8 protein-coding genes are annotated in these 13,382 nt (G+C 59.8%); 4 read left to right on the plus strand and 4 right to left on the minus strand.

Features of this window, described 5'->3' with window-relative positions:
• Positions 1-1,005: an LLM class flavin-dependent oxidoreductase gene (locus M8010_RS00345; RefSeq protein WP_250086700.1), complete on the plus strand. Its 1,005-nt coding sequence runs from the start codon at positions 1-3 to the stop codon at positions 1,003-1,005.
• Between the two features lie 21 nt (positions 1,006-1,026).
• Positions 1,027-1,557 carry a YqiA/YcfP family alpha/beta fold hydrolase gene (locus M8010_RS00350; RefSeq protein WP_250086702.1) on the plus strand — a complete coding sequence of 177 codons (531 nt, stop codon included), beginning with the start codon at positions 1,027-1,029 and terminating at the stop codon, positions 1,555-1,557.
• An 11-nt stretch (positions 1,558-1,568) separates the two neighbouring features.
• On the opposite strand, the gene M8010_RS00355 is transcribed toward M8010_RS00350, so the two are convergent.
• The 4 genes from M8010_RS00355 to recC are packed head-to-tail and all read right to left on the minus strand — an operon-like array spanning position 1,569 to position 11,557.
• Entirely contained in the window at positions 1,569-2,027 is a 459-nt protein-coding gene (locus M8010_RS00355; protein WP_250086704.1) for an META domain-containing protein, read from the minus strand.
• A gap of 37 nt (positions 2,028-2,064) precedes the next feature.
• Positions 2,065-4,263, minus strand: coding sequence for an exodeoxyribonuclease V subunit alpha (gene recD, locus M8010_RS00360; protein ID WP_250086706.1), 2,199 nt, complete (start codon positions 4,261-4,263; stop codon positions 2,065-2,067).
• Entirely contained in the window at positions 4,260-7,961 is a 3,702-nt protein-coding gene (recB, locus tag M8010_RS00365) for an exodeoxyribonuclease V subunit beta (RefSeq protein WP_250086709.1), read from the minus strand. Before recB ends, recD begins: the two co-directional genes overlap by 4 nt.
• Positions 7,961-11,557 carry an exodeoxyribonuclease V subunit gamma gene (recC, locus tag M8010_RS00370; protein WP_250086711.1) on the minus strand — a complete coding sequence of 1,199 codons (3,597 nt, stop codon included), beginning with the start codon at positions 11,555-11,557 and terminating at the stop codon, positions 7,961-7,963. Before recC ends, recB begins: the two co-directional genes overlap by 1 nt.
• Before the next feature lie 202 nt (positions 11,558-11,759).
• Here recC and M8010_RS00375 point away from each other — a divergent pair, with 202 nt between their 5' ends.
• Complete coding sequence (locus tag M8010_RS00375) at positions 11,760-12,083, plus strand: high-potential iron-sulfur protein (RefSeq protein WP_250086713.1); 324 nt, start codon at positions 11,760-11,762, stop codon at positions 12,081-12,083.
• A gap of 251 nt (positions 12,084-12,334) precedes the next feature.
• On the plus strand, positions 12,335-13,363 hold the full coding sequence (locus M8010_RS00380) for a TRAP transporter substrate-binding protein (protein WP_250086715.1): 1,029 nt from the start codon (positions 12,335-12,337) through the stop codon (positions 13,361-13,363).
• Positions 13,364-13,382: the final 19 nt, after the last annotated feature.

Raw genomic sequence — 13,382 nt, forward strand, 5'->3', positions numbered from 1 at the left:
ATGTCGCAGTATTCCAGCGCCCAATTCCCTTCTTTTTCCCTACTGGAGCTGGCCTCGGTCCGCGAAGGTGATTCCGTGGGCCAGACTCTTGCCAACAGCGTTGCCTATGCCAGGCATGCGGAAAACCTCGGTTTCCAGCGCTTCTGGCTGGCTGAACACCACAACATGGAAGGCATCAGCAGTTCCGCGACGGCGGTTCTGGTCGGCCATATTGCCGGTGCCACGACAACCCTGCGTGTGGGCTCCGGCGGCATCATGCTACCCAACCACCCGCCGCTGGTGATTGCAGAGCAGTTCGGCACACTGGAGAGTCTCTACCCCGGTCGAATCGACCTTGGCCTTGGCCGGGCTCCGGGTACCGACCCGATTACCAGCCGCGCCTTGCGCAGGGACGGCCTGGGGGCGGAGCAGTTTCCCGAAGATGTGGCCCGCCTGCAGACGCTGCTCGGTCCGCTGCAACCCGGCCAGCAGGTAAAGGCGATTCCCGGCGCCGGAACCAATGTGCCCATCTGGCTGCTGGGTTCCAGCCTTTACAGTGCCCAGCTCGCTGCCATGCGGGGTCTGCCCTACGCCTTTGCCGGCCACTTCGCGCCCCGCCTCTACCGCGAAGCCATCCAGGTATACCGGGACAATTTCCAGCCCTCCGAACAGCTGGACAAACCTTACGTGATACTGGCCGTGCCTGCTGTCCCTGCGGATACCGATGAAGAGGCACGGTTCCTGGCCACCACCAGTTATCAGCGCATTCTGTCACTGTTCCGTGGCCAGCCACTGTGGATGCGGCCACCGGTGGAATCCATGGAAGGCCTGTGGAACAGCGGCGAGCGCGCCGGCGTGAAGGACTTCCTGTCGCTGCAGCTTCTGGGCAGTGAAGCAAGCATCCGCCAGCAATTGGAGCGATTACTGCAAACCGTGGAGGTGGACGAACTGATGTTCACCGTGGACCTGTACGACCCGGAAAAACGCCGGCACGCGCTGGATATTCTTTCTGCAACCCGACTCTGAACCCGCTCATCGGAGGTGATCATGGCGACATCCGACATTCACGTATTCCTGTCACACGGTCTGGAAAGCGGCCCCGGCGGCACCAAGGTTCAGGCCCTGAAAGCGGAAGCGGAAAGATTTCCCGGTGTGACCGCCATCGCCCTGGACCATCGCAGCACGAAAGTGCCCATGGAACGCCTGCAGCAGATGAAGGAGGCCATGGCAGAGACAGGCGCCAGCCCGGAACGCACCATACTGGCCGGCTCCAGTATGGGGGGCTGGGTGTGCGCCCGTACCAGTGCGGAAACCCCGGTATTGGGGTGTTTCCTGCTGGCGCCGGCACTGGCGATGTCTGCCTATCCACAGTCCAGCCCGCGGATTCAGGCCCGAAAGACCCAGATCATTCACGGCTGGGACGATGATGTGGTGCTGCCCATGCCGGTAATCGAACTGGCGCGGGAACAGAAGCTGCCATTGCTGATGCTGCCGGACGGGCACCGACTGGAAAACAGCCTGGAACGGCTGGTGAGTGAGTTCAGGGATTTCATGACCCGCTGCCTGCCCACAAACTGACAGGCACGCCCCTATTTCATCCGCGAGGCCTCGAACACCGCCAGCTCTTCGCCGGCCTCGCCCAGAAGCCGGAGCTCGATGCCTTCCAGGTTGACGCCCACCGTCTTGGCCAGTGCGGCGAACAGCTGGCCTTCCGTCTGGCTGTCAGGGCAAGCCATACGGGTGCTGCTCATTGAATCGAATAGCAGATTTTCGCCCTCGACGCGATAGTTACCCATGTACTGATTGCAGCCACTGAAACCACTCACCCGGCCATCGTCCAGGAACAGGACATGAGCCTTCTGCTCACGGTCGGTTTCCGGCACAGGTTGGCCGGCTACGCTCACCAGCTGCCAGTAAGTGTTCGTCAGCGGCATCGCCACAACATCGCGGCGCGAGCTATCCGTAGCCGGAGAGCCTGCGCAACCCGCCAGCAACAGCACAGCGAACAGAGCTACCACACACTGCGGTATCCGTATTGTCCCTTTCATTCGATTCCTCCGCTGGGAATAAGTCATGGCCGAGAACTCAAGACAACAATCTGGCCAGCCCCGATGCTCTGACCACGCCGCGGCCCACTGCCTCTCTCAGCACACCCTCCTGGCTCACCACCAGGCTCAGCCAGTGACGGGCCCGGGTGATGCCGGTATAAACCAGTTCCCGGGTCAGCACCGGGGTCAGCCGGTCCGGAAGCACCAGGCAGGCATGGGTGAATTCCGAGCCCTGGGATTTGTGCACGGTCATGGCGTAGACGGTCTCCAGTGACTGCAACCGGCTGGGGGAGATCCACCGGATGGTGTCACTGCCATCGTTTGACGGAAACGCCACCCGCAGGGTATCGACCGGCTCGCCCGCTTCATCACGTTCCCAGGGCACGCTCAGGGTAACGCCGATATCACCGTTCATCAGGCCCAGATTATAGTCGTTTCCGGTGATCAGTACCGGGCGACCAGCATACCAGCCCTCCGTACGATCAATCAGTCCGGCCCAGCGCAGGCGCTCGGAGATTTCCCGGTTAAGCCCTTCCACCCCGAATGGCCCCTGTCGCAGGGCGCACAAAATCTTGAAATGGTTGAAGGCGTTGAGTACCTCGATTGCCCAGGTATCCCATTGATCACGGGCCTCCCTTTCACCGCCGGCGGAAGGCTTCTGGTCCCGGATGATACCCAGGTAGTGGCCATAACCTACCGGCGGAGCGACAGGCTCTTCGTTGACCAGACGCCCCTGCCCGTTGTTGCAGAAACCTTCCGGGGTGCCGGTAAGGGCATGATCCGCCAGTAGCGCGACCCCTGGCTCGTTGATGCCGGGGCGCGCCGAGTGACTGTCCGGTGTGAGCCAGGCCACGTCTTCAAACGCCTGCTCACGGCATTGGCGAATGAGCGGTTTATCCAAGCGACCGGCGTTAGTGGCCGATGCCAAAACACCGATACCGCTGTGTTCGTCGAAACGATAGCTCTTGCGAAGCATGGCAACCGCCTGGTCCAGCGGCAGGCCCTCGGTATCGGTCAGGTGCGCTGGCAATGGGCAACCCGTCACTGACTCCAGCCATTGGGCTGTCTCCGGCAGGTAATGGGCTCCCTCGGCACGCTGGCATAGCTCACCCAGCACGGCGCCGGCGTCCACTGAAGCCAACTGATCTTTATCCCCCAGCATGATCAGACGTGCCCGGTCGGGCATCGCCGCAAAAACCGAGGCCATCAGGTCGACATCCACCATGGAGGCTTCGTCGATCACCAGGATATCCAGTGGTAGTGGGTTGTCTTCATTGTGCCGGAAGCTCCGCGAACCGGGTCGGCTGCCCAGCAACCGGTGCAGGGTGGTCACCTGCGTTGGAATGGCGGATTTGTTCGGGCTGCCAGGCAGCTTTGCCAGAGGCAGGCGGTCAACCGCACCACCAATCGACTCGCTCAGTCTTGCGGCGGCTTTCCCGGTGGGGGCTGAAAGACGGATACGCAAATATGCATTGGTTTCATTGCTTCCGACTGATTCGCAGGCCACCGACTGCAGGGCCGCGAGCAGGTTTACAACCGTAGTGGTTTTGCCAGTACCGGGACCACCGGTGATCACGCTGAAACGGTTCCTTGCCGCCAGAGCGCAGGCTGCTTTCTGATAGTCAGGCTGACTATCCGGTTTCGCAGTCGCCCCGAACAGGACATCCAGCGTTCGTGTCAGCAGCCCCGAATCCACCCGCTCTGCAGGACTTTCAAGGCGGGCCCGGATACCGGCGGCAATGGCCTGTTCGTAGCGCCAGAACCGCCGCAAATACAGCCTCGACCCGTCCAGAACCAGCGGGGTCGCCTGCTCGCCGTCACTGACCGCGCAGCTTTGCATGAGATTGGCGAGAATTTCGTCCGGGCCGATTCCGGCAAACAGGTCTGACGGTCGCGGACTGTCAGCCGGGAGTGCACCCCCCCCTTCCGGTGGCAGCACCAGCGTGGGTTCGGTATCGATACAAAGCTGCCTGATATCGAGGCAGACGTGCCCCCGCCCCACCTGATGGGAAACCATGGCAGCCAGCAACGCCAGCATGGTTGACGGCTTCTCGCCATTGTCACCGACCATGTTGCAGACAAAGGCTGCAAAGGCATGATCCAGGGCGCGAATCCAGCTCCGTTCTACCCAGTCGTCCAGAAGGGCCAGCGCTTGCTGGGCGTTTCCGGGTAATGACGCCGGCTCCTCCGGAACAGTGTCGAACAGGTCCTGCATGGTTCCGCTCTCCCCGATCATGCTGCATTCTCCCGCTGGCCACTGAACAGCTGGTCCAGTTCTTCGATCAGTGCCCGTCCCGGTCGCTCGGTAAAGACGCCAGCCCCCGGCGAGTCACACCCGCGCAGAAACAGGTAGACCGCACCGCCAACATGGGTGTCATAATCATAGTCTGGCAGTCGCGACTTCAGCAGACGGTGTAACGCCAGCAGATAGATGACGTACTGCAGGTCGTACCGGTTTTCCAGGATTTTTGCTCTCATGGTGCCGGTCGTATAGGCCTGATCATCTTCACCGAGGTAATTCGACTTGTAGTCCAGGACGTAGTAGCGGCCGTTGTGCTCGAACACCAGATCGATAAAACCCTTGAGCATGCCGTTAAAGGTGGTTTCATGGGCTTCAGGCCGGTCTTCACCGTTCAGGGTTTGTCGGCGAACCAGTGTGTCCATGGCCCGGGTGTTTACCTGATGGCTTTCGAACCAGAACTCCAGCTCCGCGCGAAAGGTTTCAAGGCCGGCGAGTGAGCAGGTTCCACCGTTATCTGGCAGGGGCATGTTCACGGTGACCAGTGTGTGGATGAAGGTTTTCAGGGTGTCCGCCCAGTCGCTCCAGTTGCGCAGTTTGCAACGGCGTTCCACCAGTTCATAGAGCTCGTCTGGCGCTTCGGCCACCGTACGGAACCCCCGGGTGGCACACCACTCCAGAAGATCGTGGAGGAAGGTGCCGGGTCCGGCGCCCTTGGGAAAGCTGTGCTGATTGAAGGGTTGCGGCGCTCTGGAGGCTGCGCCGGTGGCGGTATCGGTGCCCGAATCCTCCTCTTCCTCCCGCAAGTTTTCCTGTTCCGCGTCTTCACTGGCGGGGGCGAAGCCGTCATTGAAGCCACTACGGGCGCCATAGGTGATGGCCGAGTAACTGGCAATCCACCAGTTTTCCTTCGCCTCACGCACCGGTTCCAGCGCCATGCCAAGCTCCGGTTCCATCTCGCCAACGTAAACATCTTCCCCTGGCTCGGGAACTGGCGCCACCGCTATTGCAGGCTCACCAGCGGCCATGGCCTGCAGGAAAGGCATCAGATCCGTATCGTCCTCACTGGCGTCAAGGCCGACCAGGTACCCCAGGCCACTCTGGCGCCAGCCCTTGATGCCGGCCGCGCCTACCCAGGTTGCATGGCGGGAACGGGTCAACGCCACATAGAATTTGCGGATGTCCTCACCCAACCGTTCATGATCAGCCCGGGCGAGCGTGTCGTCGTCCGGCTCCAGGGAAATCTGCAGTTTGCCCTCGTCATCGTGGTACTTGATAAAGGCCTGGTTCGGTTTTTCCTCGCGAACCTCGGTGGCAAACGGCAGGAACACCAACGGGTACTCCAGGCCTTTGGACTTGTGCACGGTAACTACCTTGACCAATCCGGCGTCGCTTTCCAGGCGCATGGTCCGGTGTTCGTCCTCGTCGTCGGATTCCCGCAGCATCTCGGTAAAATGATGAATCAGGGCGTGTTCGCCATCCAGTTGCTGGCTGTCCTGCTGCAGCAGTTCGGCAATGTGCAGGATATCGGTCAGGCCACGCTCACCATCCGGCCCCGCCAGAAGTTTTGCGGGCACGTCGTAGTCCATGAGCAGGCGACGTAACATTGGCAGCACGCCCTGTTGTTGCCAGAGTTCCCGGTAGCCCTGGAAACGGTTGATTTGCCGATCCAGGGCATTTTCGTCGCTGAGCAGCCGGTCCAGGTCCTGGTAGGCCAGGCCCATGGTGGGTGTGGCCAGTGCGGCGCGAATCAGCGAAAGCTGACCGGGCTCGGCACAGGCCTGAAGCCACTGCAGCAGCTGCATCGCCTGCGCCGACTGCAACACGGAGTTACGGTCCGACAGATACACGCTGCGGATACCCCGGGCACTCAGGGCTCGCCTGACGGCATCCGCCTCATCACGCTTGTTCACCAGTATGGCAAAGTGCTCCGGCCGCAGCTGCTCGAGGGGCTGACCCTCGGCGGCAAAACCGGCCTCACCGGCCTGACCGAGATTCAGCAGGCGGGCAATCTCCGCTGAGCAGACGTCCGCCATGGCCTCTCGACCGGCTTCCTTGGCGACAGGACGGTCGTCCGCCAGGGTCCAGAAGGTCAGTGGCGGCTGCGGCTGACCCTGCACGCACCACTGACGGTCCGTACCCTTGGCATTCACCGGATTGAATGGCAGCGGGTTGTGACTACCGGCCCGGAACAGGAAGGCTCCTTCGGACAGCTCCTGATCGGCATGGGCGAACACCCGGTTGACCCCATCCACCATGGTAACGGCGGAACGGAAGTTGGTAGCCAGCGTGTAGGTGCGGCTGCTGACCGCAAGGCGCGCGTCCAGGTAGGTATAGATGTCGGCACCCCGGAAACCGTAGATGGCCTGCTTGGGGTCGCCGATCATCAGCAGGCTGGTATCCTGGTGGTTGCCAGCTACCCGGTAGACGCGGTCAAAGATCCGGTACTGGACCGGGTCGGTGTCCTGGAACTCATCGATCATCGCCACCGGGAACTGGCGGCGGATGGTCTCGGCCAGTCTATCGCCCTGGGGGCCGCCCAGAGCATCATCCAACCGGGTCAGCAGGTCGTCAAAACCCATGCTCGCAAGACGCTGTTTTTCACTGTCCATTCGCCGGGCAATCCAGCAGGCAGCGTGGTTGAGGATGTCCGGCTTTGCCACCGGCATGGCTTTCAGCGCCGGTTTGAGCTCGGCAATCGCATCCATGGCGGGGTGGTGGGGCGGATCGTCATCGCCAGTCCACTTTTCTGCAAAGGCGTCTGCTTCCAGGGTATCGAAACCCTTGGTACGCTTGCTGGAGAGAAATTCATGGGGTTCAATGGCGTCTGTGGTGGCCCATTCTCTCAGGTAGTCCACGGCCTTCTTAATGGAGTTTTTCGTGGTTCCGTGCAAAGGCTTGGGCTTCCGTTTGGCGGTTTCCGCCAGCAATTCATCCAGCTCATCACACCAGGCCAGCCAGGGGGCCTTGAGTTCCTGAAGCCTCGACTCGCGGCGGCTTTTTGCGTTTTCCGCCGCGGCCACCGGTTTGCGGCTGGGCACCGGCAGGGCATCAACATGGGGCAGAAGATTGCGAACGGACTGGCGCAGGCTCTCGGGGGTTTTCCAGTTATCCAGCACCTCGTTCATCAATTCCGGCGGTAACGGGTACACGTATGTGCGCCAGTAGTCCCGGACCACATTGTCCAGCAGATCCGTCTGGCTGGTTTCCAGGGTCTGGCGGAACAGGCTGCCGCTGTCGAAGGCGTGTTCACTGAGCATTCGATTACACCAGCCATGAATGGTGGAGACGGCGGCTTCATCCATCCATTCGGCCGCCAACAACAGTTTGCGGCGACAGACCGGCCAGTCTTCCGGAGGGCAGGCATTACGCAGGTTGACCAGTGGGTCTTTTGCATCAGCGTTGGCATCAACGGTATCCGACGGCATGGCAAACAGGGCTGCGGCTTCGGTCAGGCGGGAGCGGATACGGTCCCGGAGTTCCTTGGTGGCGGCTTCGGTAAAAGTCACCACCAGCAGGTTGGGTGGCAGTATGCCTTCTCCAAGCGGTTCCTCGGCGGCGCGGTGTCCGATTACCAGACGCACATACAGCAGGGCCAGAGTAAAGGTTTTTCCGGTGCCGGCGCTGGCCTCAATCAGCTGACTGCCGCGCAGTGGCAGTGTTAAAGGATCCAGTGTGCGAACATTTTCGGTCATTACGCGGTTTCCCTTTTAGCGCCGCCAGGCTTCGACCGGCCCGCCTGCTCGGCGTGCCAGAGCGGTTCATATAACGACCGTACCAGCTGCGGGAATTGTTCGCCGGCAAGCAGCTGCCCGAATTCCGGGTAAACCCTGCGCAGGTAGCCGCTGTCCCGGGCCAGGGCCTTGTTGAACGCCTCCTCTGCTTTGAGTAACGCCTTGTCTTCGCTGCCCTCACCCCGGGAGGGATACAGACCCCGAAGATAGGCGAAGGCAGCGCCGGACTCGATCGGCAACGGTTGAGTCTGGCCCTGTATCCAGATGTCCAGCACCGTGGCCAGGCATTCGCCGGCGGCGGTACTGCCCATGGGCAGCAGGTTGACCACCCGCTGTTCCTCCTTGGCGATAACCAGGGTATGGAAAGCTTCAAAGCGCAGGTTGCCCGCCAGATGCGCCACCCAATGGTCAAGCAGAGCCGGGAATCGCAGCTGGCGATAGCCCCCGGCTCCTTCCAGAAGGTTACTACTGGCAATCACTACCCTGCATATCTCTCCATCCGCACGGGTGCGCAGATTGCCAAGGCGGTCGCTGACAGCCACGGAATCTTCGCCTCGCTGGTGCTGGTACTCAAACCCAATCACTTCCTCAATGGCCTCAGGCCAGAGCGCCAGGGCCTCCCGGTAACGCTTGTGCAGGTCCGGCATGCGGTTTTCCAGTTGCCGGGTCAGAGCAAATTCAGTCAGCCCCATACCCAATTCGCCCCGGCGGGCCATACTGGCCAGAGAGGTTTCGATGCGTTGCTGCAACTCCTCTTCGGTATCGGCTTTCATCACCGCCTGGCGAATCAGCTCATCCTCCAGTCGCCAGTGGTGTAAACCATCCATGGCAAACGCTTCATTATCGGTATCCAGACTTTCCACATCGGTAAACCGCACCTGCAGGCGACGCTGGAAAAAGCTTTCCACTGGCCGTTTGAGGAAAGCGCCAATATCCGCAAGAGTGAGCGGATCTGCCGGCGGCAGGTACGGCAGCGGGGCATGTTCAGCCTCGACTTGCAGGGATTGGTGGGCGCTGAGCCATTCACTGTCGTAAGTAAACAGGCGCCGGGCCGACACCACGTCGTTGGCTTTTGGGGAGCCGTCCTGCCCTACTCCGCGATTCGCAAGCGGAAAATACTCCCGGCTGAACGGTTGCAATGGGTGTTCAGTAGTAAGCGCGGCCGACGCCGACTGATCTGATTCCGACACCTGCCACACCGCATCCAGATGATCCCGTAACTGGCTTACCAGCACCGATGGCGGCCGCTCTGAGTCATCACGGATGCTGCGCCCCACCCAACTGATATAAAGCTGCTCCCGCGCCGACAGCAAGGCCTCAAGAAACAGGTAGCGGTCGTCTTCCCGGCGGGAACGGTCCCCGGGGCGGTAATCCAGCGCCATCAGGTCAAAATCCACCGGTGGCCGAGAGCGCGGGTAGTCACCATCGTTCATGCCCAGCAGGCAGACCCGACGGAAGGGGATGGCCCGCATCGGCATCAGGGTGGCGAAATTGACCTTTCCCGCCAGGAAACGCTGATTGAGCCCACCCTCTTCCAGTCCCTCCAGCAGGATTTCGCGAACAATGTTCAGGGGCAGCTCCACCTGCTCCATTCCGGCGCTGTCACAGTCCTGCAACCACTGCTCGGCCTGCCGGCGCAGGCGATTTACCAACAGCAGTTCATCGTCGGAAAGGTCATCAAAGAAACGCTCCAGTATCGATTGCAGGAGGTCCAGCCACCCTGACGGTGTCGCGGTGGCCCTGAGTTCGTGCCAGAGCACTTCCAGCCGGTCGATAAAACGGCAGAGGTTGCCCGCCACACTGGCCTGCAAGCCGCCAATTTCCTCGTAGGGCTCGACGCCCTGCCAGGGTTCGTCGCGGCCAGTACCATAGCCCAGCAACATCCGCCGCAGGCCCGCCTGCCAGGTGTTACGCTCCAGCCCGCCTGGCAGGTCGAGGCTGCTGCGGTGATCGCCGTGCAAACCCCAGCGAATATTGGCGCCTTCCACCCATTGGCGCACCAGAGGCAGATCGCCTTCGGCAATACCGAACCGGTTTCGGACCGCCGGCACTTCCAGCAAGCTGATGATCTCGCTGACGCCAAACCGGCTTTCCGGCAGCGCCATCAGGGTATCCAGCGCAATCAACACCGGTTGGCGGTGGCGCTGGCCCTGGTCGGAAATGGTAAACGGAATATAGCGGCGGGATAACGCGGAGTAACGGCCGAATACAGCCTGGATGTGGGGCGCATAGGTATCCACATCCGGCACCATGACGATCACGTCCCGGGGGCGCAGCTCCGGGTTGCTGTTGAACGCTGCCAGCAGCTGGTCGTGGAGAATTTCCACTTCCCGCTGAGGACTGTGAGCATTGTGGAATACCACCGAATCGTCGCGGAACGGATCCAGTGCGCGCCCCTGTTCGAGCATTTCCTGTTGCGATGCAAGAGTGCGAATGTCGTTCTGGATCTGGTGCAGTATTGCCGCCTGTTCCGACACTCCGTGAGGCGTGAATATATCGATCCGGCCGTCCGGGGTGGCAATACGGCCCTGATAACCCTCGGGGTTGTCGAATTCATCCAGCAGGCGGATGTAGTCCCGCCCCTGCTTGCCCCACGCCGCCAGGAGTGGATTGGCGTGCTGGTGCAGATCGTCCGGGTTGGTCAGTGTTGTCAGTTTCGGGTGAGCCAGGCCCCGTTTGCGGTCAGCATTGAGCAGATCGCGATCACTGATAATGTCGGCCCAGTAGTATTCACTGGGGTTATGGACACAGAGCACCACCTGGCTGACCCGGCTGAGGATCGAGAGCGCCTCCAGTGCCTGCTTCGGCAGCGAGGAAACACCAAAAACCACAATGCGCCGTGGCAGGTCAGATGGCCTGTCCACCGCTGTCAGATTTTGTCCCTCATCCATGAAACGGGTGTGGATGCGGGAGCGGCTGGTGCCGGCAAGCTCACCGACATCCTCCACCAATCTGCGCCACAGCACAGGCTGCCAACGCAAATCTTCACCCAGTTCCTTGTATTCGCCCCGGGCCATTTGCAGGCGATCATGCCCGGCTTCCCAGTCCGCCAACCAGTCAGCACGGAATACCTGGTACTGGTCGAACAAATCGGCAATCTTGCCAGCCAACTGATACCGGCGGGTTTCCGTATCGGACCCCGCCATAAACCTCTGCAGCGGAGCAAATACCTCGTCTTCCGCAATCAGATCCGGCAGTAACCGGAACAGGCGCCAGACCAGGCGGGATTTGTCGAAAGCGGACTGTTCCGGCACCTCCGCAGAGGGCAACACCGCACGATAGGCCTGCCAGATAAAACGCGCAGGAAACAGGAAATCCATTCCTGCTGCGATACCCATGCCGCCGTTGTCATTACCGTTCCTGGCATTGGACGGATCTTCCGCCAGTGCAAGCTTCAGCCACTGGGCAATGCCGTTGCTCTGCACCAGGAAAGTTTCGCTTTCCAGGGGAGGAAGGGGACTGTTCTGACAGATCCAGACCACTGCCCGGCGCAGGTCTTCCAGGTGGTTCGCGTGGATGGCATGAAAGCCGGGTTCAATGATTGGTGTTGCTGGCATACCTGCTCTGTGTGGTTGTCCGGTTGACACAGGAAGCCTACCACAACTGCTTACGAATTCAGTTCAGGCCACGTGGGATTGACGCAGATCAGCTCAAAGTCATCCGATCTTGCCCACACCCCGAACAACTTTATACGGTGAAAGCAAAAAAACACCGAAGAAACAGTAAAACACAAAATGAAATGAGAGAGAGGAAATCACCATGAGCAAAATCAATGAAAGCCGCCGCGTGTTCCTGCGCACTGCAGCCCTGGGTGTAGCGGCTATCCCGCTGGCACGGTTCGCTACTCATTCGCCCAATGTGCGGGCCGACATGCCCAAGGCCGAAGATGGTCACGCCCTGGACTACGTCAACAATGGGGCCGATTCGGATCACAGCAAATATCAGGAAGGCCGCCAATGCGACGGCTGTGCATTCTGGGCGGGTGAAGAATCCGACGGCTGGGGCAAATGCCGCCACCCCGAATTCAGTGACGTGCTGGTCAATGCCAAAGGTTGGTGCAACACCTGGGTACCCAAGGGCTAGACTGATCGCGCTGCATATAGGCTACGCCGAGGCGTCTATACTTCTGGCGTAGCCTCAATCCAAAAAACGCCCCATTCCGGCGCGCACTTCACCCAAGACTTCTTCAATTGCGAATATTTACCAAACATAGCGCCAGATAGCCGGCGTTTGAAAAATCTATTCAGCCAATTTCTTGCGAAAACAGCATTGTTTTGCCAGTCTAAATAAATGTAACAGTTCATTTCAGCAGAAAAATAAGCGGAGAACACGCGATGAGCAACATAAGCAAGTTCAAGAAACTCGCAGGATTTTCTGCGTTTGCCTTTGCCGCAATGACAGCGGCAAATTCGGTAAACGCCGCTAATTGGCGCTATGCGCACGAAGAATATGAAGGTGATGTCCAGGACGTATTTGCCTATGACTTCAAGGAATACATTGAAGACAATTCCGACCACACCGTTCAGGTGTACCGTTTTGGTGAGCTTGGCGAATCCGACGACATCATGGAACAGACCCAGGCTGGCATTCTCAACTTCGTCAACCAGTCTCCGGGCTTTACCGGCTCGTTGATCCCGGAAGCACAGATTTTCTTCATTCCTTACCTGATGCCAACCGACATGGACACGGTGATCAAGTTCTTCCGTGAAAGTAAGGCGATCAACGAGGACTTTCCCGAGCTTTATGCCCAGAACGGCCTTGAGTTGCTGAAGATGTATCCGGAAGGCGAAATGGTTGTGACGGTAGACGAACCCGTAACCAAGCCGGAAGACTTCGACAACAAAAAAATCCGCGTAATGACCAACCCGCTGTTGTCAGAGACCTATGCGGCATTCGGTGCAACGCCTACGCCTCTGCCCTGGGGTGAGGTTTACGGTGCACTGCAGACCAACATGATCCAGGGCCAGGAAAACCCGATTTTCTGGATCGAGTCTGGCGGTCTTTACGAGGTATCACCTAACCTGGTCTTCACCAGCCATGGCTGGTTCACTACCGCAATGATGGCGAACAAGAACTTCTACGATGGCCTGTCTGACGAAGACAAGAAGCTTGTGCAGGATGCTGCAGACCATGCCTTCGAAGAAATCATCGATCACATCGACGGCCTCGCTGACGAAGCGCTTGCTAAAATTCAGGAAGCCAGCGACGAAGTAACCGTTACCCGCCTGAACGACGAGCAGATCGAGGCCTTCAAGGCCCGTGCACCGCAAGTCGAAGATAAATTCATCGAAATGACTGGCGAAGGCGGCGAAGAGCTGCTGAACCAGTTCAAGGAAGATCTCAAGGCGGTTCAGAACAACTGAACCTGAAGGAACCGTTCCC

The sequence above is a fragment of the Marinobacter sp. ATCH36 genome, assembly GCF_023555055.1.
In the GTDB taxonomy this organism is placed as follows: domain Bacteria; phylum Pseudomonadota; class Gammaproteobacteria; order Pseudomonadales; family Oleiphilaceae; genus Marinobacter.